At 32.7% G+C, this 26,277-nt stretch carries 19 protein-coding genes, 3 pseudogenes and 1 riboswitch; of the genes and pseudogenes, 21 read left to right on the plus strand and 1 reads right to left on the minus strand.

The window, feature by feature from the left end; genetic code table 11:
* The first annotated feature begins 168 nt into the window (after nt 1–168).
* The 11 genes and pseudogenes from CCC31_RS01485 (at nt 169) to CCC31_RS01535 (ending at nt 7,430) form a co-directional block, all read left to right on the plus strand.
* Complete coding sequence (locus CCC31_RS01485) at nt 169–1,563, plus strand: sodium:alanine symporter family protein (RefSeq protein WP_117908619.1); 1,395 nt, start codon at nt 169–171, stop codon at nt 1,561–1,563.
* 373 nt (nt 1,564–1,936) lie between these two features.
* Nucleotides 1,937–2,071, plus strand: a pseudogene (locus tag CCC31_RS01490) (cysteine synthase A); the annotation flags it as partial.
* Nucleotides 2,046–2,378 carry a hypothetical protein gene (locus tag CCC31_RS01495; RefSeq protein ID WP_158562622.1) on the plus strand — a complete coding sequence of 111 codons (333 nt, stop codon included), beginning with the start codon at nt 2,046–2,048 and terminating at the stop codon, nt 2,376–2,378. The pseudogene CCC31_RS01490 and the gene CCC31_RS01495, both read left to right, overlap by 26 nt.
* On the plus strand, nt 2,362–2,511 hold the full coding sequence (locus CCC31_RS01500; protein WP_178515249.1) for a hypothetical protein: 150 nt from the start codon (nt 2,362–2,364) through the stop codon (nt 2,509–2,511). The genes CCC31_RS01495 and CCC31_RS01500 overlap by 17 nt, the downstream gene beginning before the upstream one ends.
* Nucleotides 2,487–2,579: pseudogene (locus CCC31_RS01505) on the plus strand (coenzyme F420 hydrogenase); the annotation flags it as partial. The gene CCC31_RS01500 and the pseudogene CCC31_RS01505, both read left to right, overlap by 25 nt.
* Nucleotides 2,580–2,603: 24 nt before the next feature.
* Nucleotides 2,604–2,813 (plus strand): sulfur carrier protein ThiS, encoded by a 210-nt coding sequence (thiS, locus tag CCC31_RS01510; protein ID WP_290849100.1) that lies wholly within the window; start codon nt 2,604–2,606, stop codon nt 2,811–2,813.
* On the plus strand, nt 2,813–3,619 hold the full coding sequence (gene thiF, locus CCC31_RS01515; protein WP_022087955.1) for a thiazole biosynthesis adenylyltransferase ThiF: 807 nt from the start codon (nt 2,813–2,815) through the stop codon (nt 3,617–3,619). Before thiS ends, thiF begins: the two co-directional genes overlap by 1 nt.
* A 263-nt stretch (nt 3,620–3,882) precedes the next feature.
* On the plus strand, nt 3,883–4,440 hold the full coding sequence (locus CCC31_RS01520; protein WP_260978381.1) for a hypothetical protein: 558 nt from the start codon (nt 3,883–3,885) through the stop codon (nt 4,438–4,440).
* 17 nt (nt 4,441–4,457) lie between these two features.
* The gene (gene trxB, locus CCC31_RS01525; protein ID WP_022089662.1) at nt 4,458–5,378 is read left to right on the plus strand and encodes a thioredoxin-disulfide reductase; all 921 of its coding nucleotides are present in this window, start codon (nt 4,458–4,460) and stop codon (nt 5,376–5,378) included.
* Between the two features lie 330 nt (nt 5,379–5,708).
* Nucleotides 5,709–6,950: an ammonium transporter gene (locus tag CCC31_RS01530; RefSeq protein WP_022089663.1), complete on the plus strand. Its 1,242-nt coding sequence runs from the start codon at nt 5,709–5,711 to the stop codon at nt 6,948–6,950.
* Between the two features lie 123 nt (nt 6,951–7,073).
* Entirely contained in the window at nt 7,074–7,430 is a 357-nt protein-coding gene (locus CCC31_RS01535; RefSeq protein ID WP_022089664.1) for a P-II family nitrogen regulator, read from the plus strand.
* 114 nt (nt 7,431–7,544) lie between these two features.
* On the opposite strand, the pseudogene CCC31_RS01540 reads toward CCC31_RS01535, so the two are convergent.
* Nucleotides 7,545–7,868, minus strand: a pseudogene (locus CCC31_RS01540) (MerR family DNA-binding protein); the annotation flags it as partial.
* Between the two features lie 59 nt (nt 7,869–7,927).
* Here CCC31_RS01540 and CCC31_RS01545 point away from each other — a divergent pair.
* From CCC31_RS01545 to CCC31_RS01590, 10 genes are all read left to right on the plus strand, one after another.
* Nucleotides 7,928–9,451 carry a 1-deoxy-D-xylulose-5-phosphate synthase gene (locus CCC31_RS01545; protein ID WP_290849538.1) on the plus strand — a complete coding sequence of 508 codons (1,524 nt, stop codon included), beginning with the start codon at nt 7,928–7,930 and terminating at the stop codon, nt 9,449–9,451.
* Between the two features lie 138 nt (nt 9,452–9,589).
* A riboswitch (cyclic di-GMP riboswitch) is annotated at nt 9,590–9,675 on the plus strand.
* Nucleotides 9,676–9,752: 77 nt separating this feature from the next.
* Complete coding sequence (locus CCC31_RS01550; protein WP_290849108.1) at nt 9,753–11,441, plus strand: hypothetical protein; 1,689 nt, start codon at nt 9,753–9,755, stop codon at nt 11,439–11,441.
* A 171-nt stretch (nt 11,442–11,612) separates the two neighbouring features.
* On the plus strand, nt 11,613–12,242 hold the full coding sequence (locus tag CCC31_RS01555; RefSeq protein ID WP_118565390.1) for a hypothetical protein: 630 nt from the start codon (nt 11,613–11,615) through the stop codon (nt 12,240–12,242).
* A gap of 16 nt (nt 12,243–12,258) precedes the next feature.
* The gene (locus tag CCC31_RS01560; protein ID WP_117908631.1) at nt 12,259–12,624 is read left to right on the plus strand and encodes a hypothetical protein; all 366 of its coding nucleotides are present in this window, start codon (nt 12,259–12,261) and stop codon (nt 12,622–12,624) included.
* 18 nt (nt 12,625–12,642) lie between these two features.
* The gene (locus tag CCC31_RS01565; RefSeq protein ID WP_290849112.1) at nt 12,643–15,033 is read left to right on the plus strand and encodes an HD-GYP domain-containing protein; all 2,391 of its coding nucleotides are present in this window, start codon (nt 12,643–12,645) and stop codon (nt 15,031–15,033) included.
* Between the two features lie 142 nt (nt 15,034–15,175).
* The gene (locus tag CCC31_RS01570) at nt 15,176–18,193 is read left to right on the plus strand and encodes a hypothetical protein (protein ID WP_290849114.1); all 3,018 of its coding nucleotides are present in this window, start codon (nt 15,176–15,178) and stop codon (nt 18,191–18,193) included.
* A 937-nt stretch (nt 18,194–19,130) separates the two neighbouring features.
* Nucleotides 19,131–20,216, plus strand: coding sequence for a HEAT repeat domain-containing protein (locus CCC31_RS01575; RefSeq protein WP_117908636.1), 1,086 nt, complete (start codon nt 19,131–19,133; stop codon nt 20,214–20,216).
* On the plus strand, nt 20,213–21,616 hold the full coding sequence (locus CCC31_RS01580; RefSeq protein ID WP_022089673.1) for a glycosyltransferase family 2 protein: 1,404 nt from the start codon (nt 20,213–20,215) through the stop codon (nt 21,614–21,616). Before CCC31_RS01575 ends, CCC31_RS01580 begins: the two co-directional genes overlap by 4 nt.
* Before the next feature lie 15 nt (nt 21,617–21,631).
* Complete coding sequence (locus CCC31_RS01585; protein WP_290849115.1) at nt 21,632–23,806, plus strand: family 2 glycosyl transferase; 2,175 nt, start codon at nt 21,632–21,634, stop codon at nt 23,804–23,806.
* A gap of 63 nt (nt 23,807–23,869) precedes the next feature.
* Nucleotides 23,870–26,008, plus strand: coding sequence for a family 2 glycosyl transferase (locus tag CCC31_RS01590; RefSeq protein ID WP_117908640.1), 2,139 nt, complete (start codon nt 23,870–23,872; stop codon nt 26,006–26,008).
* Nucleotides 26,009–26,277: the final 269 nt, after the last annotated feature.

Raw genomic sequence — 26,277 nt, forward strand, 5'->3', positions numbered from 1 at the left:
GGTATTATATAAAAGATTGAATTTAATAATGTAATTGATTAAAGTGATTTTTATGGTTTATAAATAAATTGATTATATCTATAGAAAATAACAAGTGAAATTAAAAAATATACTTAAAGAACAATTACATATAAAATTCTTTGATACTAAGGAAAGAGGATTAAGTAAATGCTAGCACTAATTAAAGAAATTAACAGCGCAGTTAATAACTTTATATGGGGTGTTCCTGCAATGACTTGCATTATAGGCGTAGGTCTTGTATTAAGTATTAGAACGGGATTTCTGCAAATAAGGAAGTTTCCATATGCAATGAAAGTTACGATTGGCCGTATGTTTAAAAAGAAAGAAGCGGCAGACGGAGCAATGACACCGTTTCAGGCAGTTTGTACAGCACTGGCTGCAACAGTGGGAACAGGAAATATAGCAGGCGTTGCCGGAGCGATTGCAATAGGTGGACCAGGTGCAGTTTTTTGGATGTGGATTTCAGCAATCTTAGGAATGTGCACAAAATTTTCTGAAGTAACATTAGCAGTTCATTTTAGAGAAACAAATGAAAAGGGTGAACTGGTTGGCGGACCAATGTATTACATAAAAAATGGTTTGAAAAAACATTGGCATTGGCTTGCGTACTTGTTCTCTATATTTGGTGTTTTAACTGTATTTGGAACAGGAAATGCAACTCAGGTTAATACAATTACAACTGCCATAGATTCAGCATTATTTAATTATGGAATTATTTCAAAAGATAGTGCATCTACAGTAAATCTAATTATAGGAATAGTACTTGCAGTATTATTATCGTTAATTTTATTAGGTGGAATAAAAAGAATTGGACAGGTTACAGAAAAACTGGTTCCATTTATGGCGGTAATTTATATTGTATTTGCATTAGGAGTTGTTGCTCTTAATTTTCAGAATATACCACATGTGTTTGCTTCTATTTTTAAAGGAGCATTTTCACCGGCATCAGTTACAGGTGGTGCTGTAGGAAGTTTCTTTATGAGCATGAAAAAAGGTGTATCGAGAGGAATTTTTTCAAATGAAGCAGGACTTGGTACAGGTTCAATAGCACATGCATGTGCAGATACAAGAAAACCTGTTAAGCAGGGATTGTTTGGAATATTTGAAGTATTTGTTGATACAATTGTAATATGTACACTTACAGCACTTGTCATTTTATGTAGTGAAATTCCGGTAAATTATGGAAGTGCCGCAGGAGCAGAGCTTACAATCTTAGGATTTACATCGACATATGGAACTTGGATTTCTATATTTACGGCAGTTGCAATGTGCTGTTTTGCATTTTCAACTATTATCGGATGGGGATTATATGGTTCAAGATGTATAGAATTTTTGTTGGGACCAAAGGTAAACAAGCCATTTATGCTTGTCTATTCATTGGTTGCAATAGTTGGAGCGACAATGGATTTAGGACTTATGTGGAGCATTGCTGAAACATTTAACGGACTGATGGCAATTCCAAACCTTATAGCAGTATTCCTGTTGTCAGGAGTTGTAGTTAAACTTGTAAAAGAATATTTTGCAGATGAAGGAAAAGAATAAGATAGTTATAATATCTGGTAATAGATAGATAAGAAGATGAAGAGACATGTAAAGTGTTTCTTCATTTTCATAAAAATAAAAAGGTTCTAAACCTTACCCCCAAGTAAAGTTTAGAACCTTTTTTTATGCGAAAATATTTTATCATAGGTAGATTTAAAGTAATACGTAAAAAGTAATACGTAAAAAGTTATACGAAAAGTTATACGGTTATATTTTGTAAAATTGAAAACAAAAGAAGGTTAAATTCTTTATAATATCAATAAAATTTTTTAAAAACACCTATAAACTTATTGATTTAGTAGAAAATAAATGATAGTATCGACAATAAATATATATTAATCCTATTCGCAAACTAGGAAAAGGCGGTGCGATTATGGGAAATATAGTAAAGCAATTAACAGAATTGATAGGTAATACGCCATTATTGGAAATTACCAATTACGAGAAAGAAAATGAATTACAAAGCAAGATTATAGGAAAACTTGAATATTTTAATCGACAGAGTAACAAATATGACTTCAGCATGCGGTGTCGTTGAAGAAGTAAACACAGACGAAAGTGCATTATATGAAGGAAGAGTAGACAGAAAAGTTAGAGCGGCAATTAAAGGACAGACTGCCATAACAGTAGAATTTGTAAATGGTGCAAACAGAGCATTTGTGGAAGACATAGAAAAAGCCCTTAATTTATATGGAATACATACTTATCTGTATGCTCCACAGGCAAATGAAGATGTTTCTACAGTAGTAAAACATTTACACAGTAGTAAAACATTTACACAGAGCGGGTATTGTTGTATTGTTATTGCTGGATGAAAATCAGAAAAATAACATAAAAACTACAGATGTAAATTATATTACTGATTGGGATAAGGAAGGCACAGAAGTAGAACAGGTTGCAGGATTTATCCGTAAACAGCCTAATATGGAGATGGACACGTACATTTGACATCAAGACAAAGTGTGGAAATCCCATTTATAAAACTTGAAAATATAGAAGAAGTTATTGAAAAATTATTTTAGAGTAAGGAGAATGTGAAAATGTTAGTAACAGTAGCAGGTGAAAAGAAAGAAATTGAACAGGGAACAACAATTGCAAAGTTAATCGAAATTGAAAAAGTTGAAAATCCTGAATATGTAACTGTAACAGTTAATGATGAGTTCTTAAACAGAGCTGATTTTGAAACAACTCAGGGTAAAGAAAATGATACAATCGAATTCTTATATTTCATGGGAGGAGGAGTGTTTTAATGGCATTTACGAATGAACAGATGGAGCGCTATTCCAGACACATTATTTTGCAGGAAGTAGGTGTCAAGGGACAGAAAAAACTGTTAAATGGAAAAGTGCTTATTATAGGAACAGGTGGACTTGGATCCCCTGCAGCAATGTATTTGGCAGCAGCCGGAGTAGGAACAATTGGAATAGTTGATGCTGATGAAGTAGATTTGTCAAACCTTCAAAGACAGATTATTCATGGAACAGCTGATGTTGGCAAGGCAAAAGTTAAATCAGCAAAAGAAACCATGAATGCAATGAATCCTGATGTAACAGTTAATACATATCGTGAATTTGTTACATCTGAAAACATAATGGATTTAATTAAAGATTACGATTTTATAATTGATGGAACAGACAACTTCCCGGCAAAGTTTTTAATAAACGATGCCTGTGTAATGGCTAAGAAACCATTTTCACATGCAGGAATTATAAGATTTAAAGGTCAGCTTATGACTTATGTTCCTGGAGAAGGACCATGTTACCGTTGTGTATTTAAAAATCCACCTCCAAAGGATGCAGTTCCAACATGCAAGCAGGCAGGTGTTATTGGAGCAATGGGTGGTGTAATCGGAAGTTTGCAGGCAATGGAAGCAATTAAGTACCTTATAGGAGTAGGCGATTTGCTTACAGGAAAATTGTTAACTTATGATGCATTAAAAATGGAATTCCACACAATAAAACTTCCAAAAGCAGACGGAAGCTGTGCAGTATGTGGAGATCATCCGACAATTACTGAACTTATTGATTATGAACAGGTTGAATGCGACGGAAAGTAGGAAAATATGTTATAAATGACAAAAGAAGATTATGAAAAAATCTTAAATTGTTAAAACCTGTGGTTTGATAGTTTAAGTCGTATTAATTGCTACCTTCTTTTAAATATTTAGACAGGCTTACGATAGACATTTTTTGCATATTGAGTTATCTTGAAAAGGAAAATTATCAAATAAGATAAAATTGGTTAAGGTCAACAGATGATTTATAAATATCAGACATTATTTAATCATACTTAACATTAAGATAAGAATTGGAGAATGAAATGTACTGCATTAGTGTTAACCATAAAAATTCAGACGCATTTATAAGAGAAAAATACGCTTTAAATGAATTAGAAAAGAAAGAATTTTATGATAAAGTAAGAAAAAACAAAAATATAAGTGGATGTATATGTCTGATGACATGCAATAGAAATGAAATATATTTTGAAGGAAATAAAGCCGCAGTTAGTGAAATTGAAAATATTTATAAAGAGATAAAAAATATAGATTATATCAAAACTCTGGCAAAAGAAAATAATGAAAAGAAAATCACTGAAGCAAAGAAAACAATGCTTATTACAGTAAGAAAATCATTTGGAGAAAAAGTTTGCGTAAATCAGGTTGGTTCATTAATGAGTGTATTTTTCACAGATAAAAAAGTAGTAGATTATGATACAGCACTTTCTTCTGATACAGAAAAATATGCCGAATACTTTAGATATATGTTAGAGTCAGGAATTAACCTTGCACCGTCTCAATTTGAAGCAATGTTTGTATCAGCAACTCATACTCAGAAAGATTTAGAGGCAACAGCAAAAGTAATAGAAAATTTTAAATAAAAGAAAGGGAGATAGATATGAATAAAAATTTAAAGGATTTAGTAATAATAGGAAGTGGACCGGCAGGACTTTCAGCAGCAATATATGCTCAAAGAGCTATGCTAGACCAGATTGTTATAGAGAAAGAAATGTTTAGTGGCGGACAGATAATAAACACTGACAGAATTGATAATTATTTAGGATTGTATGGCGAAAACGGCTATGACCTTGCAGTAAAATTCAGAGAACATGCAGATGCTTTAGAAGTTCCATTTGTAGAAGGAAAAGTTGAATCCATTGAAGATAAGGGTGAATATAAAGAAATTCATTTAGAAGATGGAGCGACAGTTGATGCTAAGGCTGTAATTATAGCTACAGGAGCTAAACACAGATTACTGAATGTAAAGGGTGAAAAAGAATTTACGGGTGCAGGTGTGTCATATTGTGCTACATGTGATGGAGCATTCTTTAAAAATAAGACGGTTGCAGTTGTAGGTGGTGGAGATGTAGCTTTGGAAGATGCATTATATCTTTCTCATATTTGTGAAAAAGTATATTTAGTTCATAGAAGAGATGAACTTCGAGGTGCAAAAATACTTCAGAGCAGAATATTTGAAACAAAAAATATAGAATTTAAACCTAGTTATGAAGTAAGTGAAATCTACGGAGAAGATATTGTAACAGGAGCAAAGTTACTTAATAAGAAGACAGGAGAAGAAGAGGAACTTTCTCTTTCAGCTGTATTCATTGCAGTTGGTATGGAACCACAAAGTGAATTTATAAAAGGACTTGTCGATACTGATAAGACAGGTTATATAATTGCTACTGAAGACTGCCGAACAAGTATGGACAAAGTTTATGCAGTTGGTGATATAAGAACAAAAAGTCTTAGACAGGTGGTAACTGCTGTTGCAGATGGAGCAGTTGCAATTACATCAATAGAGCAGGACACAAAGTAGAACTTACTTATTTTATGCAAAAACAAAATAAGTTAAAGCAAGTCTTTAAGAAATAAAGTAAATCCATAATATAATTAAAAAAACTAATTATATACTTGCGTTTATGATTAATAAATGATAGACTTCGCTTCATCAAACAAGGGCGTTTGGCATTTATTTGCCACACGTCCTTTTTGCGTTATATATGGCAAAGCCAAATGTAGAAAATTTGGCAAATGTATAATCCCTAAGAAGTAAATTCAAAGAGATATACGTGTAGAAGCCATATTTATAACATATACACTAAAGAGATTGAGAAAAATATGTTAAAAGAGCAGGAGGTATTATTGTATGAACTCAGGAGACACAGGTTTTATGTTGATTTGTGCTGCTTTGGTATTTTTTATGACACCGGGGTTAGCATTTTTTTATGGAGGTCTTGTAAGGCGAAAAAATGTAGTTAACACTATGATGGCAATAGTCATGATAATGGGATTGTCAGTTGTTATGTGGGCATTATTGGGGTACTCATTGGCATTTGGTGGAAACCATGGTGGAATAATAGGAGATTTCAGATGGTTTGGTTTAGAAGGAGTAGGCTGGGATATTGGACCTTATTCAGATTCAATTCCTAATTTAGTATTTTGTGCATTTCAGATGATGTTTGCAATTATAACACCGGCACTAATTACAGGATCAGTTGTAGGAAGAATGAAGTTTAAGGCACTCTTTATATTTGTAGCCATTTGGTCAGTAATTGTATATTATCCATTAGCACATATGGTATGGGGTCAGGGAGGACTTTTAGCAGAGTTAGGTTCTGTCGACTTCGCAGGAGGCGACGTTGTACATATAAGTTCAGGAATAACAGCTTTGGTACTCGCTATTATTCTTGGAAAAAGAAAAGGTTATGAAAGAGCAACATACAGAATCCATAACATTCCATTTGTTGTATTAGGAGCTACAATACTTTGGTTTGGATGGTTCGGATTTAATGCGGGAAGTGCATTAAAGGCAGACGGACTTGCTGCACATGCATTTATGACTTCAGCAATTGCATCAGCATCAGCACTTTTATCATGGATGTTTTTAGATGTGATAAATGACAAAAAAACAACATTGGTAGGTGCATCAACAGGTTTGGTTATCGGTTTGGTTGCAATTACCCCGGGAGCAGGATTTGTTCCAATCTGGTCATCATTTATAATAGGTGCACTCGTAAGTCCGATATGCTATTATGGAGTTATTCTTATTAAGAAAAAATTAAAAATAGATGATGCATTAGATGCATTTGGATGTCATGGAATCGGAGGAATATGGGGCGGAATCGCAACAGGAATATTTGGAAAAAGTTCAATTAACCCGGTAGCAAAATGGGATGGTTTAATTTATGGTGAATGGAGATTATTTATAGCTCAGATAGAAGGAATACTTATTACAATAGCAATAGCCGTTGTAGGAACTTTAATCTGTGTAGCCATAGTTAGAATATTTACTCCATTAAGAGTAACTGATAGAGAAGAAAAAATCGGACTTGATATATCACAGCACGGCGAAAGTGCTTATCCAAGTTTTAACGGTATGGATCAGTAAAAAGCCTTGAATAATAAACTTATTTGTCAAAGTAAAATGATATAAAGATTATAAAGTAAATAGTATCAAATTTAATATTTGTTAATTAAAAATTTTTAGATGAGATTAGGAGATGAAAATTCTATGATAATGAAAATAGATGCAATTGTAAGAGAAGAAAAATTTGAAGATGTAAAAAATGCATTAATGGAAATAGAAGTTAACGGACTTACAGTGTCGCAGGTTATGGGCTGTGGATTACAAAGAGGCTATAAGGAAATAGTCAGAGGTATGGAAGTAGAACCTCAGATGCAGCCAAAGATTAAATTTGAAATAGTTGTTTCTTCAGAAGAATGGGCCGAAAAAACAATAGAAGCAATTAAAAAAGCCGCTTATACAGGAGAATTTGGTGATGGGAAAATTTTCAGTTATCCTGTAGCAAGTGCAACAAAAATCAGAACAGGCGAAACAGGATATGATGCGGTACAGTGTCAGGAATAAAGAAACAGGATTGTAAGAAATAAAAGACTAAAGGTTTAGATTAAATATAAAGCCACAATTATGAAAAATTGTATCGAAGACAAATAAAATATCATAATTGTGGCTTTTATGTATTTATGTATGAGCGTTAATCCACGCAGCTTTTATTTCAGGTGGCATATCATCAGGAGAAAGATTCTTAAGTCTGTCTTCATTTCCGTCGGCTATAGCTGTATCGTAATACCAGCATTTAAAATTAATCATATCAAGAACCTTCTTTAAATGCTCAATTTCAGCTTCAACAGTCTCCTTCTGTTTTGCAAACATTTCCTTACGCTTTCCATAGGTGGCAGGTCCCTGCTGACACCACATCATAAATTCCTTGATGTCTTTAATTTCCATTCCTGTTTTTTTCAAACATTCAATAAGGCGTAATGTTTCAACAGTCCCGTCATCAAATCTTCTTGCACCGGATTCTGAACGGTTAAGGTTTGGAAATAACCCTTCTCTATCATAAAATGCTTACAGGAAGAAAGGACGCATATCTTTATGAAGAACATTATGATGATGTTTCAGGATACAGTAATCCTCATGAAAGCGAGCATGATCATTTCATCATAGGACATACATCAACATCAGTAAGTCTTGCCTGTGGTTTGGCAAAGGCAAGAGATTTAAATGGTGAAAAAGGAAATGTTATTGCTGTAATAGGAGATGGCTCATTAAGTGGTGGTGAAGCATTAGAAGGATTTGATTATGCCGTAGAATTAGAAGGAAATCTTATAATTGTTGTAAATGACAATGATATGTCAATTGCAGAAAACCATGGTGGTTTGTATGGCAATTTAAAACTTCTTCGTGAAACAAATGGACAGGCAGAATGCAATTTATTTAAGGCAATGGGACTTGATTATGTTTATGTAAATGAAGGAAATGATGTAGCAAGCCTTATCGATGCATTTAATAAAGTAAAAGACAGTAGTAAGCCGGTAGTTGTTCATATTAATACATTAAAAGGAAAAGGATATGCACCTGCTGAACAGCATAAAGAACAGTGGCATTACAGTGGACCGTTTGACATAAAGACAGGAAAATCATTGTATGCTGAAGGTGGAGAAGATTATTCAAGTGTAACTTGTGATTATTTGTTAAAGAAAATGAAAGAAGACAAATCAGTAGTTGCAATTACTTCTGCAACACCAACTGTTATGGGATTTACAGAGGACAAGCGAAAAGAAGCAGGAAAACAATTTGTTGATGTAGGAATTGCAGAGGAGACAGCAGTTGCAATGGCAGCAGGAATTGCTTCAAATGGTGGAAAGCCGGTATATGGTGTATATAGCACATTTGTACAAAGAACATATGACCAGTTATCACAGGATTTGTGTATTAATAATGCACCTGCAACAATAGTTACATTCTGGGGAAGTGTATTTGGAATGAATGACGTAACACATTTAGGATTATATGATATTCCAATGATGGCAAATATTCCTAACCTTGTTTACATGGCACCTACGACAAAAGAAGAATATATTGCAATGCTTGATTGGAGTATAGAGCAGAATGAACATCCTGTAGCAATAAGATTGCCGGGTGGAGAAATGATATCTGACGGTAAAGAAGTAACAAAAGATTTCTCTAAATTAAATAAATATGAAGTAACTGAAAAAGGAAGCAGGGTTGCAGTTATTGCTTTAGGAACATTCTATCAGTTAGGAAAAGAAGTTGTAGATGATTTATCTGATAAATTAGATACGCAGGCAACTTTAATTAATCCATATTATATAACAGGAATCGATAGTGAATTACTTGAAGAGTTAAAGAAAGAGCATGATGTTGTAATCACAATAGAGGATGGAATTTTAGACGGAGGATTCGGTGAAAAAATTTCAAGATTCTATGGACCAACAGATATGAAAGTAATAAATTTTGGATTGAAAAAAGAATTCTTAGACAGATATGATGTAAATGAAGTTCTTAAAGAAAATCATTTGACAAAAGAACAGATTGTTGAAGATGTGATGGCGTTAATGAAATAAAATAAATGCCGGAAAATAAAAATATTTTTATAAATCAGCTTAGAAAAAAATCCTATTTTACGGCTTGAAAATGTAAAAAAGAGTTTTATTTGGGTTGACATATAAAATAAAAATTTATAAAATAAAGACATATATTACAAATGATGAGGGTAAACTATTTGAAAAAATAGGGCACAAAGCTATGAGCCTAAAGCAACATTTGCAATGGTCGTCTGGCTGCAATTCTTTTTAAGGAGTTGCAGTTTTTTTTATACGTAAATACGTGTATAAAAGGCTGCGATAAAATTGGAAGGAGGATGCAATGAAAAGAGTAAAGAAAATGGTAGCTATGGCTACAGTCATGACGATGGTATTTAATGTGGCAATGCCAATAGGGGTTTTGGCAAAAGAAAACACAAATGAATATGGGGTACTTGCAAAAAACGGAGCAACTTTTTCAGGAAGCGGACAGATAATTGGAGATATTGTAATTAACAATGGTACTTTAAAGTATTCAAACAGTGCAACAAAGCATGTTACAGGAACTGCACATGTATCACCGGAGGTTAAAGTAGATGAACCCGCACAGGGATATATTCCAATTGAAGTTAGTGAAATGGACAAGGAATTATATTCAGGATTATTCAATACAAATAATTATCCTGATGAGAATTCAGAATATTTTAAAAAATCTACTTCAGAATACAAAGACGGTACACAGAGTGTTTACATTGGATGGCAGACAAACAGATTTGATTTAACTGATAATGCATATTTAGATACTGTATCATTTTACAATGGACAGACATTTGAAATTCATGCAGATAAAAATCAGACAACAGTTGTCAGAGTTAAACATTTAAACGTTGGTGGTGAAGTTAAAGTAAGCGGTGACGGATACGTAGTTTTATATGTAGATGAATTATCAGGTGGAAATCCGGGTTCATTTAATGCAGGTGGAGACAGTAGCAAGCTTACAGTTGTATTTACAGGAAAAAATGCAGGATACAATAATTTTAAAGAAGTAAATGCCAACACAATTGCAATGAATGCTACAAAGTATACACAGGTAAATGGAATATTTGCAGGAAATGTATATACAAGTGGAAATCTTGAATTTAGTGGTGATAGTTCTATAACGGGTAAGGTTTATGCACCTGATTCAAAAACAGTATTAACAGGAAGTACAAAGATTTACGGACAGTTAATAACAGATACATTAGAGATTTCAGGTGGAGCAGTTGTTTCATATAAAGCTACTAATGGATTACCTTCAGAGGTTGAAAAAGTAGTAGGAAATCTTGATACAGAAAATGGAAAGACAGAAGACGGAAAAGAAGAAACAACTAAAAAAGAAGAAGTGACTAAACCGGAAGAAACAACAAAACCTTCAGAAACAACAAAACCTTCAGAAACAACAAAACCTTCAGAAACAACGAAGCCTGATTCAGGAAATGATAATAAAAATGATGATTCAGATAAAGAATCAATAGAAGTATCTGTAATTGGACCTTTAAAAATGTCAATCAGATTACAGGATGGAACTGTATTGAACAACAAGAGCAGTTTCAAAATGGAACTTGATAAAGAAGTTAAATTCCAGATGTGTTCAAATAACTGGGACAACGATACATATGATGACAATGGAAATGGTATTGCAGGAACAGTTGTGTATACAGCAGTTGTAAGTTCTACAGCAAAGAAGAACACTTATGATGCAACAAGCCGTACATTTACAATTGCGAAAGGTGATAAAGTATTAAGAACAGATACAAACAACTGCTTTATGGCATACAGATTTTACTTTAAGAAGGGTAATTATAATAAACAGACAGGAATTAATAGTGTAGTAAACACACCATTAGAAAGTTTATCAGTTAACCTTCCATTAGGTTCAACAATTACATGTGATGCTTATAAGGAATATAGCCGGATTGATAGTGCTGATGTATTTATTGAAACAGCAGATGATAAAACAATCTGTTATAAGGATTATTATTGGGAATATTAATAATTAGTACCAATAAGTATAGAGACAAGTTAATAAATAGTGAAATTTTACATGAAAATGTTAATAAATTCATTGCCACAGATTAAAAATGATTATATTTTTAATTTGTGTGAAAAATACAGTAATAACGCCGCAGAAATTTGATTTTTGCGGCGTTAAAGGGATATAGAAGTGAAAAAAAAGAAAGAATTAATATTAGGAGCTTCTTTAATAGTTATCATAATTGCAATGGCAATAGTGCTGGTGATAATAAATAAAGATGATAAAAAAGAATTTGAAGATGTGCAGGTTACAACTACGGTAGAGGAGTCTACTAAGGCAAATGATAGCAGCAATACTTTTATGGAAGAAACAATAATAAAATGCTGTTATGAATTAAGATATATATTTGCTATAAATGAATTTGATGACATAAGTACGGTATCCGTAAACAAATTAGCACAATATGGTTTGTGTCATTTGTACTATAATAGCTTATTAGATGTACCTGCAAGTGATGAACTTGAGTATAGAGATGCATCAAAAAAAGATATTGAAGCGGTGCTTAAAAGCCAGTTTAATGTTGAGGGCCTTAATTTGGAAGAAAGCGACATTTATAATAAGGCGGAACAGAAATTTGAAATGTGGGTTCCTAATTATTCGCAGCAGATAACATATGATTATACAGTAACTGATAATGGAGACAATCTTACAATAAATGTGGTATACTATGAAGATGAGGTACGCTCAAAGGTTAAGAGTGAAGCAACTATTAATGTAGCTAAAGAAGGGGATTTATATTATATAAAAAGTTTGCATTAGTTAGTGAGAAGTTAAAATGAATAAAGATATTGATTTATTGATTAAAAAGATTGAAGAAGAATCTAAACTGATAAAAGGCGATGCTTCAAAAAATGAAATGCAGGAAATCCTTAAAGAAAAATTGGTTATAGAGCGTGAAAGAGATAATTTACTGTTAGAAAATAAACAATTAAAGGATAAGATTGAATCTTATGAACGAGACATTGTGGCTTTACAGCAAAGTCTTAAAGGAATCCTTGATATTCTTCAGGGAGAGGATAAAATTGTGCATGAAGCGGTAAAACATATAGATTCTACGGTAATAGAAACTAATAGCGAAGCACAAAAGGCACGTAGAAACGGATTAAGAGAAATACTAAAAGAAAATACTCAGGGATTTTAATACAGAAAGGACGTCTCTATGAAGATTTTTAAGAAGTCTAAAGAACAGGTTGAAGAAAATAAGTCAGAAGATTTAAAAATAGAGAATCAGGAAAATAAAAGAGAAACAACCTCTGAAAAAAAGGGGGTTGTTTCTTTGCAGTTTTCAGAAGAAATGTCAGAGAAAAGAATACATTCGATAATAACAGTTGCAGGAGTATCAATAGCGTTATTTTTAATAACTTTAATGATGCATACAATAGTAAGCAAAGTAGTGTATCCTAACTTTAGTATGGCAAATGAAATAAATGAAGTTCAGTTTCTATGGGGTACATCGGATAATGATTTGAAAAGAGAAGATGCGGTATGGAAACAGGCGACAGATGAAAATAAAATACAAAAGATAGGAAAAGGGCAGGATTATGTATGCATTAAAGTAGACATACCTGCACAGAGCAATCAGCAATACTATACGTATTATACAAATTATGCACCGTCTAAAGTTCTTGTTGATGGCAAGAAGATTTATGACAATGGATATGATAAAGAAAATGTAGTTGGAAACCGTTGTAACAAAGTGGAATTAGCATCTTCTGCAGTTTCAAGAACAATGGAAATTTATATTTATTCTCCAATAGGTTTTCAATTTAGATTAGTAAAAAGTACAAATGGTACAGAATTACTTTCAAATGCAAGTGGACTTGGAATAGCATTCACATTTGGAATATTAATATTGGCAATTATATTTGTAATTATGACAATTGCCATTTCAATAAAAGATAAAAATATAATAAAAGTATTACTGTTAAGTCTGACATTATTTATGGGAGCACTATATCTTATGCTCTATCAGTTAAGTTTAGGTGGCACTCTTATATCTGATAGTGTGTTCTTTAGTTTGCAATTAATATTAACAATATATTTTGCAACATCTATGTTAGTATGCAGTCTTTGTAGCATTAATTATAAATTTAAACTATGGCAGAACATGTTTATCATAGGAGTATTTGTAATCAGCTTGGGGCTTTTGCTTATAGAAAACAGAACAGTACTCCTTATTGTGGCAGTTATTTTTTCGATGGCAATATGTGTACTAATATGTCTGTTTATAATTGAGGTAGCAAATTTAATCGAAAATAAAACTCCATATATGAGTCTGGTAGGAATTGCATTTGTTTATATTTCTTTAGTAAATATCTATAATTTAATTTCACTTACTGCAGGTTCAAATGGGTTAAGCCGAACTGTAGTAGTAACAGGTATTGCCATATATGAAATAGCAATGTACATTGTTTTATTTAAACAATCAGTAAATCACACAATACTTATTAAAGAGCGAGCCAACCAACAACTTGAAAGTGCTGTAAGTATACAGAGAATGGCAACAATTTTATCAGATGTTGCTGATGCCCTTACAGATAAACAGTTTGCAAGCTATACATGTCAGATTTTTACGGATGTGATAAAGAGAAATGAATTAGCAGCATCAAATGTTGTTACAGATGATGAAACAAATGAAAAAATAGTTATTCCTTCCTGTGCAGCAGTCCGTCGTGAAGATGGAACTTTTGAAGAAGTATTTAATCAGGGTGGAATAGAGGGGTGCGATTATGAAAAAATAATGTCAATGTATGATGGAACAGAAAAATCGAAAGTAAAGTTTGCACAGACATACATGGACTTAATATTTGTAAGAATTGATCAGGTTCAGATTATTTTTCATATAGAAAATTATAAAGATGGATTATCAGAAACATTCCAAAGTACGGCAATGATGATACATCACATAATGGAAATTGCTTTTTCAAATTACAATTTAAAAAGCAGAATAAAAACTGTACAGGAAGATGCCATTATATCATTAGCTGAAATGGTAGAATTCAGAGGAAAGCAAAATAAAGTACATTTATATTCTGTAAGTGCAGTAACAAAAGTTATTTGTAAAGCATTAGGATTGTCAGAAGAAGAAACACGTATTATTTCTATGGCGGCTATCGCTCACGATATTGGAAAGATAGCAATTCCAAATGATATATTAAATGGAGATAAACCATTGACTGATAAAGAGTATGAAATAATGAAAAAACATGTTGTATATGGATATAACATTTTGTCAAAAAACAGTGGTGACTTTATGGAAGCCGCAGCAGTAATAGCATATCAACATCATGAAAATTATGATGGAACAGGATATTTAGGGCTTTCAGGCGAAAATATTCATTTGTATGCAAGAATTGTAAAAGTGGCAGATGTATTTGATGCGTTAATGGAAAAAAGAACTTATAAAAAAGCATGGCCACCGCAAAAGGTTAGAGAATATATATTAGAAAAATCGGGAATTGAATTTGACCCGGCAATAGTTAAAGTATTCGATAAAGTATTTGATGAAGCAGTTGAGGCATCAAAGACTGCAAGAGAAAAGTATAAATAGCAATTAAAGTGTATGAAAAAACATACGAAAACCGTATAAAAATTATATGGGAATAATGCAAATCTAAATTACCAAAGATAATGATAACATAGCTTTAAATCTACAGGTATAAGCAGTATGGTTTTGAATTGAAAGGGATAAAATGAAAAAGACAAAAGGTAAGAAAAAGTTATTACTTATAATACCATTAATAATTTTGTTGGTTTTGGCTATTTCTTTTATAGGATGGATTGTAAAGCCGGCTAAGAAAATGAACATAGCTGTTTTGGATACTACTGTTCCTGCGACAGATGGACAGGGAGTAAATCAGACTGACAGGTATTATAGAAAACATAGTGGATTTTTCTGGCTTTTAAATCAACAAAAATATGTTAAATCAAATGGAAAAAAATATAACTATAAAAAGGATTATTTTGGACCACAGATAAATAAAAATGGGGAATACACAGGAGAAAATCAGCTAGCTGACTTTGATAAAGTGCCGGATTTTCTATATTTGGCTGATGTTTATGGTTCTGAATTATATGACAATAAATATTCAGGGCTTTCATCGAAGGATATGAACATAGTTTCCCTTACTTATAGTACAGGCGGAACGGTTGTAGCTGAAACCGAACTTTTAGGCTCAACAACAGACGAAACCGTATGCAATGAAATCAAATCAATGTTTGGATTTACAACAACATCATGGAGCGGAAGATATGTTGTTGATTTAAATGATTTTTCAGATGTGCCTAAATGGGCACCGTCTACATATGAAAATCAGTATGGTGTGAAATGGCAGTTCTCAGGTCCGGGGCTTATACTTGCATCATCAGAAGGCGGAATAATTGTTTTAGAAGAAAAGACAGATTTTAAAAGCAAAAATTTAGTAAGCATAAGTATAAGTGATGAATTTAAAAAAGAATTTTCAGGCTCTAAAAAAAGCAATTTTTACAATTGGTTTGAGTTAGTTGAAGCAGAAAATGGAACGGATACTATTGCAAATTTTAAAATTAATGTAAATGCAACAGGAATGGAAAAGATAAAGAAAATTTCATCTACAAATAAATTTGCGGCAATAATAAGAAAAAGAAGTAATAACAGCGGTGACACTTACTATTTTGCAGGAGATTTTAATGACTGTACAAGTGATAGCAGAATATATAGATTTCTAGCAGCAGACAAATTTTTCAAAGCTTTATCATTTGATAAAGAAGGAGACATTAACCAATTTTATTGGAAATTTTACAATCCATTAATGAAGAAAATTTTGAAAGATACTTATAAGGGATTAGATGAGAAAAATGAAAAACAGTCTGAAAATGAAAAACAGCTTACAGTCCGTGTAAATGAAAACAAATTTCAGATTAAGAAAAATGATGATTATGAAAACCTTAATTTAAAAGCGGTAAATGTAAATCTTGATGAACCGGGAAGTGCTAATGCAACAAGAAATTACGGATACTACAAAGAACTGTTAGAGCAGGCAGTGGAAATGGGAGTAAATACCGTTAGAGTATATGAACTTGCACCACCTGAATTTTACAGGGCTTTATTTGAAATTAACCAGAACAGCGATGATAAATTATATCTTATTCAGACTATAAAAGGTATGGTAGCAGATACACAGGAAGAATGGCAAAAAACAATCGACACAATTATGAGTTCAATTCACGGAAATGGTGAAACCAAGAATGATTCAACTGATGAAGGGCAGGAAGATATTTTAAAATACCGACATGATGTGTCAGAGTATCTTTTGTCATATGTTTTAGATATATCGCCATCAGGTGAAGAATTGCAGACATTAAGCAATCAGGGTGAAACATACGATGGAAATTATGTTTCATCAATGGAAGGAATAGGAAGTTTATATGCAAAACGTCTGGACTATATTTATAAAAAATGTAGTGAAAACTATGGCGGATTAGTTCCGGTTGGAATGCATGTAAATGTTGAAAATCTTGAAAGTGCGTTTTGGAATGAAGACAATTACAATGGAGTTGTCAAATTAAGCAGTTTACAGTTAAATCAGGATGTAGAGCAGTATTATTATGTTTCAACCAAGTTAAATGTGACAGATAATATTTTAAATAATAACCTTAATAAATTTGTCGGATTCACTGATTCTCAGGGTAATTTTAATTATGGAAGCTACGTTGAATACGTGAAAGAAAAAGTTTCACCATATGGACTTATGATAGACGGATTTGGAATTTCTACAAATGCAAATATATATGCGACAAATGGCATTTATTCAGGATTGGATGAAACACAGCAGGGAGAAATAATTGTCAGAATGTTGGATGCAATTCTTACTAATGGATGCATGGGAGGAATAATTTCTGATTTAAATGATTCATGGTCAGCAGTTTCAGATGAAGCAAAGGCATCAATTGTACCGTTGACAAATAACCCACTTTGGCATGATTTGGGAGATCCTGCACAGACAACAGGAATTCTTGCAGTGAAAGCAGAAGAAAAAGAAGATGTCGGTCTTGAGTTAAAAGACTTCGAAGTAATGAGAAAAATGCAGTTAAGCGTAAATCCTGAATATTTATATGTGACGGTTGCGTTAGAAAAAGAAATAGATTATACAGCAAATGAACTTATTATAGGATTAGATACTTACGAAAGAAACAACGGAGAATATTTTTATAATAAAGGATATTTTGCAAATAGTTTATCAGGAATGGAATATATAATAAAAATTACCAGTGCGAAAGATGCAGCATTATATGTATGCTCATCATATGCAAGAGGGCAGGAGACAGTATCTTCTACAGAAAGTTATGATGGAAAATGGACAAAGGTAATGGACTTGACATATGGCAACTTCTCAACAAGTACATCACAATTTTTCATAGGAAGTACAAATGTTAGAATTAGAATTCCATGGACAGCATTAAATGTAACTGATCCATCACAAAGGGTTGTAATTGAACAGAAAACACCGTTTGATGGAATTCAATATAAGACAACAATCACAAATGGATTTATTCCGTCTTTATTTGTTGGAAATAGAGAGAGTGGAGATACAGAATATATTTTCCCACTTTCAAAGGATGCAGTTGGATATAAGACTTATAAGTATGAAACTTGGAAAAAGGTGGATTATACGGTTGAGCGAAAAGGTTCATTTGGAACAATCCAAGCTTACCTCAAAAGCTATAATTAACCTTTTCGCTACTTGCCGTTGTATATGACATAATTAAAATAAAGGTCGCTTTCGTTGCTTGTCGCTATATACGACATAATTAAAATAAAGGTCGCTTTCGCTGCTTGTCGCCATATACGACATAATTAAAATAAAGATTGCTTTCGCTGCTTGTCGCTATATACGACATAATTAAAATAAAGACCGCTTTCGCTGCTTGTCGCTCGTAGCGGTACTGAAACTCCATCACATAGTTTGACTATTAAGCCAAACTATGCGCTGTCGTTTTGTACCGACGGCGCCAAATGCCCTTTATTTTAATTATGTCTATACCAGCGTCAAGCGGAATAAGGTTTTATAGAATTTTGTTGGGTAGATAGCGTCAAGCGGAATAAGGTTTATAGAATTTTGTTGGATAGATAGCGTCAAGCAAAATAAGGTTTTATAGAATTTTGTTGGGTAGATAGCGTCAAGCGGAATAAGGTTTTATAGAATTTTGTTGGGTAGATAGCGTCAAGCAAAATAGAGCTTTATAGGATTGTGTTATGAGTATAAGCATGGATGATGTAGTTTAATAAAACCAGGCTATGGTTAAAAGCAGGCAGGATACGCATTCATAGAACTGCGTAGAAAATTAGAGAAACCTGTAAAGCTTACAACTCAGGCGATTAATCGCTAGGGACATCTGTCCGGTTTATTGTTAGACACTTCACCGCTAGAGGAATCTGTTTAGTTTATCACTCAGACACTTTACAGCTTGTGAAACCTGTTTAGTTTATCGATAGGGCATTTGTCCCCGTCGGTTCAAAACGACAGTGCATAGTTTTGCAAAAACTATGCGTTGGAGTTTCAGAACCGTTACGAGGGACAAGCAGCGAAAGCGTCCTAGAGATAAACTAAACAGGGCCCAACAAGTGAAAGTGTAGTGTAGGGCATTAAGAAAAAAGGAGGTGTGAATATGCGCTTTGAACTATTCTTAGTAATGATATTTTTCTTAAGCATATTACTAATATGTGCAGAACTTCTATGGTTGTATTTACTTGCAGACAATCAAGAAGAAAGCAAAGCAAAATTAAATAAAAAAGAAGCAAGATGCAGAAGAATTCTCGAGGCGATAATATGTGCACCAACTCAATCCGCTTGGGAATGCGAAATAAATGAATTAGTAAATCTTGTAGATAAAGATGATAGCTATATGGAGATACTTACAGACATTTTTATGGAAAGTCTTGAAAAGTATGAAGAAATGAGCGAAAAAGACAAAAAAATAATCGGGAAAATAATAGAAAAAGTAAACCCTATAACTTACTACGAAAATATGATTAAAGAAAATGATGTAGTAAAAAAATGTTATGCATGCCAAAGATTAGCAGCTTTAGGGGCAGCAAATGACATAGAAGGAATAAGAGAATTGCTTAAGAGTCGAAACAGACAGTTAAGATATGCAGCAGGTAATTCACTTGCAGCATTAGGAGATAAAGAGGGAGTTGAAGAATTTATATTAGGTTTTCAGGATGATTATAAATATTCATACAGAGTAATTAATGAAGTTATTGACAGATATACAGGTGATTTGTATGAAATATCAAAGGATTTGATTGAAAAGGGAGATGCGTATTTAAAAGCAACAGTTATAAAAAGTATAGGAAAATATAAGATTAAAGAATTGGTGCCATATGTACTTGAGTGTACAAATGACACTGATATAAATATAAAAATTGCGGCGACGAAAGCAATGTGCTTTTGCGCTGAAAAAGAACATATTTTAACTTTAATAAGATTGTCAAAAGACCAAAACTGGGTAGTTAGGGAATTTGCCGTAAAGGCATTAGGCAATCTTAATACTGATGAGGCTATAGAAGCAGTTAAACAGGCAACTCAGGATGAACAATGGTGGGTTCGACAGACAGCTGCTGAGTCTTTAATTAAAATGGATTATTCTCTTGAACACATTGAAAGTGTAATAAAGGGATACGACAGATACGCAAGTGAAGCAGTGAAATATTCACTGTATAAGGTACTTAACATGGAGGAAAAGAATTGAACATAATAAGAAATTTTATTTTGTTTTTTAACTATTTCTGTATGGGGTATACAATTCTTCTTTCCTGTATTTATATTTTACAGATAATTATTTCATTTATAAAAATCAGGGAAGATGTAAAGATAGGTAAATCATCAGACTTTATGGAATATAAAGATTCCGAGAATCTGCTTCCGATATCTCTAATTATTCCGGCATATAATGAAGAAGATAACATTGTACAAAATGTAAAATCTCTGATGAAACTTAATTATCCTGAATTTGAACTAATAGTCGTAAATGACGGTTCAAAGGATAAAACCCATGATAAAATGATTGAAGCTTTTAAACTTTACCCAATAGAAAGTGCGCATATGAGACCGCTTGAAACAGCAAAGGTCAGAAATGTTTATTACAATGTGGAATATCCAAATCTGATTTACGTTGATAAGGAAAATGGTGGAAAATCAGATGCCTTAAATGCAGGTATAAATGCGTCATCATATCCGCTATTTGCCTGCCTTGATGCAGATTCAAGATTAGAGAGAGATTCTTTGTTGAGGCTTGGAAATGAATTTATTAAGGATACTACAACAGTAGTAGCCGGAGGACTTGTAAGAATTGCAAATGGTGGTGTAATCAAAGATGGAATATTTGAATCTTACAATTTGCCTGAAAAAGCAATAGAAAGATTTCAGACTGTAGAATATTTCAGATCATTTTTAGCAGGAAGAACAAGCTGGGGAGTGACAAATTCAATGCTTATTGTTTCAGGGGCATTTGGTGTGTTCAAAAAACAGGTTGTAATAGATGTGGGTGGATATAAGACAGATACAATTGGTGAAGATATGGAGATTGTAGTCAGAATTCACGAATATATGCTAAGAAACAAGATTAAATATAAAGTCAAATTTGTGGAACAGGCAATTTGCTGGACACAGGGACCGATGAGCTTAAATGACGTAAGAACGCAGAGAAGACGTTGGCAGGTTGGTCTTATGGATACATTACTTCATTACAAGAAATTAATTTTTAATCCTAAATATAAATGGATAGGAATGATGGCAGTGCCATATAATTGGCTTTTTGAATTGTTAGGTGCTGTGGTAGAAGTTTTTGGATATTTTATTATTCCATTTTCACTTATCATGGGAGAACTTAACATATTCTTCTTTGTAATGTATTTTCTCATGGCATCAATGCTTGGAATTATGATTTCTTTTGGCGGACTTATATTGGAACAGTACACAAAAAGAGGCGTAATGTCAGCAAAACAATGCGTACAGCTTGCACTTTATGGTATTTTGGAAAATTTCGGATACCGTCAGGCTATTACAATTTTCAGAGTAGAAGGAATGATTAAATATAAAAAGCTTAAAAACAGATGGGGTTCAATAAAGCGTAAAACAGTAGGGGATTAATGGAAAGGATGGCATATGAAAAAAGTAATAATTTCCGTTATTTCAACATTGCTTGTACTGGCTTTTATGGTGCAAATGGGCTGGCTGCAGGTGATAGGAATTAACAGATTTTCATTTGAAAAAAGTGACAATACACAGGATAAATTAGATTTTGAATGTGCAAGTGAAAATAATATAAACTATAGCTTTAGAACACAGGGAGATTATTTTTATCATTACGAAGATAATGAATGGAAAAAGATATTTATTACAGGAGTAAATATAGGTGCTACTGAACCGGGACTTTTTCCGGGAGATTTGACAATATCATATGACACGTATTTAAGATGGTTTAAATATATAAAAGAGATGAATGCAAATGTAATACGTGTTTATACAGCACTTAGTCCTGATTTTTACAGAGCATTATATGATTACAATATTGATAATGATGATCCGTTATATCTGATTCAGGGTGTATGGATGGACGAAGAAGATATTGAAACCTATGGTGATGTTTATGCGGAAAATGAAAAAATAAAAACAGAATTTACAAAAGATGCGTTAAATATGGTGGATATAATTCATGGAAATATCACGTTGCCTGAACGTTCAGGATATGCTGCAGGTACATATACTGCTGATGTTTCAAGATGGCTTGCAGGATGGCTTATTGGTATAGAATGGGACCCTAAATTAGTCGAAAATACAAATGTTTCAAATCCGGATAACATAAACTATGACGGAGATTATTTGTACACACAGGGAGCCTCAACATTTGAAGCATTTCTTTGTGAGGTTGGAGATAAAGTAATTGAAAGAGAAACAAAAGAGTATAAATGGCAGGCACCTGTAGCTTTTTCAAACTGGGTTACAACTGACCCTCTTACTCATGAAGATGAGCCACATCCGGATGAAGATTCAGTAACAGTAAATTTTGAAAATGTAAAATATAAGAACACATTTTTATCTAAAATGTATCTTTCATATCATATTTATCCATATTATCCGGATTCTTTGAATTATCAGAGAGATTATTTGGCATACCGCGATGACAGTGGAAAAGTAAATACTTATGAAGCTTATTTAAAAGATTTAAAATCTGTACATTCGATGCCTATTTTAGTTGCTGAATTTGGTGTGCCTACTTCAAGAGGCATGGGGCATGAAAGTGTTATGGGATATAATCAGGGACAAATAGATGAAACAAAACAGGGTGATATTTTAATAGATTTATTTGACTCTATTTACAAATGTAATTATGCCGGAGGTCTGGTGTTTACATGGCAGGATGAATGGTTTAAAAGAACTTGGAATAATGTTAATTTTGACATTGCAGATGAAAGACCTTTCTGGTCAAATCCTCAGACAACAGAACAGTGCTTTGGTTTAATGACATTTGACCCGGGAACAGATAACTGCATAAGTTATGTTGATGGTGATGTATCAGAATGGGGTAATGATACTCCTATAGTTGAAAACAGCTTAGGGAAATTGTATATGAAGAGTGATGAAAAGTATGTATATTTTATGGTGGATACATCGGATTACAATTTCAATTCAGATACATTATATATACCGATAGATATAAAAAATAATCAGGGAAATGATAGTTATGCTGATGCAGGTATTACATTTGATAAGCAGGCTGATTTCGTGATTTCAATTAATGGGAAAGATAACAGCAGAATTGTTTGTGATCAGTATTATGATGCATTCACATATCAGTATGGAGTGCAATATGGAATGATTGATGTTACTGATGATTTGCAACAGAAAAATACAGGAAAATTTATTCCGATGAATATGTGTTATGGATATGAATTAGAAATTCCAACAACGAAAGAAAAAGTAGGATTTAAATCATTTGAAACAGGAAAGTTTACCTATGGCAATGCAAATCCTACATCAGATGATTACCAGTCGTTAGCAGATTTTATTTATAAAGATGGAAAATTAGAGATAAAAATTCCGTGGCAGTTATTAAATGTCATGGACCCTTCATCAAAGAAAATAATGGATGATTTTTATACGGCACAAAGTATTACACCAACAGATTTGAATGGCATAACAGTAGGACTTGGAAAATCAGGCAACATAGAATTGACAGGAACTTATGATTATCAGTCATGGACAACACCAACTTTCCACGAACGATTAAAACCGGCATACTATGTGCTTCAGAAAAATTTGAAAAAATATAATGACTAGGTGTTAAGTATATAAGTAAGAAAGGAAATATAATTAAAGTTATATTGATTATATGGTATTTGAATGAAAAAAATAGTATCAATAATGTTGATATTTGCAATGATGACAGTTACGGTTTCCTGCTCAAAAAATGATAATAAAAGTGAGAAAAATATAGTCCCTGATAAAGAAACAGCAATTGAAAATGTTGACACGAACGGCAACAACATAGAGTTTGTAGCGCAGGGAGACTATTTTTATCACAATGATAATAAGAAATGGAACAGAGTGATTCTTAAGGGTGTAAATATGGGACTAACTCTGGCTACTACTAATTTAAACAATCCGGATGTAAGTTATGAAACTTATATGGAATGGTTTGAACAGATAAGTGAAATGAATGCAAATACAGTGAAAGTATTTACAATAATGAATCCGGATTTTTATCAGGCATTTTACGATTACAACAAAAAAGCAGAAAGCCCGTTATATCTTATTCAGGGAATATGGTTTAATGAAGATTATCTGTACGATGTGGCAGATGCACTGGATGCTGATAACATAGTAGCAGATGCTTTTGAGAGAAATATAACTGAAACAATAGATATAATACATGGAAATAGTGATTATACTTCGTATGGAAATATTAAAAATGCAGTATATCATAATGATATATCAAAATATGTTGCAGGATATATTTTAGGACTTGAATGGCCGGCAGAATTTGTTCAGAATACAAATTCCCACACGGATAGGAAAGCGTATTTTGGAGAGTATTTGGAAAATACAAATGATGCTACACCATTTGAAAGTTTTCTATGTGAAATGGGAGACAAACTTATAAGTTACGAAACACAAAGCTATAAAATGCAGATACCTGTAGCGTTTCTTAACTGGCAGACAACAGATACACTAAAACATAGCAATGAGCCGTTTGAGGAAGAAGACAGCGTATCGGTTAACACTGAAAATATTAAGTCAAATGAATCATATAAAGCAGGTTTATTTGCAGCGCTTGACATATATCCGTATTATCCGGAATTTATGAATCATCAAAAAGAATATGTTGATTATAAAGATTCAAATGGACAAAGTAATCCGTATGAAGCTTATTTGATTGATTTGAAAAAAGAATATACAGTACCTGTTATGGTAGCTGAAGTGGGGCTTCCAACCTCAAGAGGAGTTGCTCATGAAAGTGTAGTAGGATACAATCAGGGCGGACTTACAGAAAAGCAGCAGGGAGAATATCTGACTAATCTATTGACTTCAATTTATAAATCAGGTTATGCCGGAAGTATGATTTTTTCATGGCAGGAAGAATGGTTTAAGCAAACATGGAACACAGTGAAATATGCACCTGAAAACCCTGAATGCCGCACACCAAATGTTATGTCGGCAGAGCAGGGCTATGGAATTGTGGCAGTAGAACCGGGAGAAAATCAGATATGTAAAATAGATGGAAAATTAGATGAATGGTCAGATAGTGAAAATATTATAGACTCTGATGAGTACAAATTATATTCAAAATATGATGAAGGTTATTTGTATTTGGCTGTGCAGTTAAAAAGCAAAACGGATGGAAAAATATATGTTCCTATCTCAACATTGGGTGTAGGAAGTCAGAAAGATAATACAAGAAATATTGCATTTGACAAAAATACAGACTTTGTATTAGAAATAGACGAAAATGGTGAAACAAGACTTCTTGCAGATTCGTATTACAGTACTTTTCATTATATTTACGGTTACAGTAAAGGCGTGTTTGATTTTGACAATGATTATTCAGTAAAAAATTCAGGTGAATATGTCCGTATCCAAATGTTTACAAGTAACGAAATGTATTTGCCTGATGACAATAAAACAATCGAACCTCAATTTTATGAGAGTGGACTATTGAAAGCAGGAATTACGGACCCTGACAGTGACAAATTTGATAACACTGCAGACTATTACACATCAGATAATGTAATGGAATTTAGAATTCCATGGTATCTGTTAAATGTAATGAACAGCACACAAGGAACTGTAATCGGCGATTTCTATAATGAAGGAAGCATTAATTTTACAGATGTACAAGAAATAAATATAGGTATTGGAAAAACAGGTGATAATATAGAATTAAAATCAATTCCATTTGAAGAAAAACAACAAAGTAGTTATCACACAAGACTGAAAAAGTCATATGAAATACTGAAAGAGTATTTGAAAAAGGTTAAATAATGCTATTGGAATAAATTATCGTTCGGTTGATACAGATGATGTCATATTAAATATATGCAGTTTTGTAATAGATTGTTTTGTTTATGCAATGTTTAATAAAATATGCATATATTTAAGTGAAAAACAAATTTTAAAACAAAAATAAATAGAATAGTTTAATAAAAAAGCATCTGCACAAATATTTATTATTAAAAAAAGAATATTGTGTAGATGTTTTTTTTTAATACAGATTAGTATGGATTAAACAAAAATTCAAATATAAAGAGTAT

This window comes from Eubacterium sp. LMAG:50, from assembly GCF_008680265.1.
Lineage (GTDB): Bacteria > Bacillota > Clostridia > Lachnospirales > Lachnospiraceae > Eubacterium_U > Eubacterium_U album.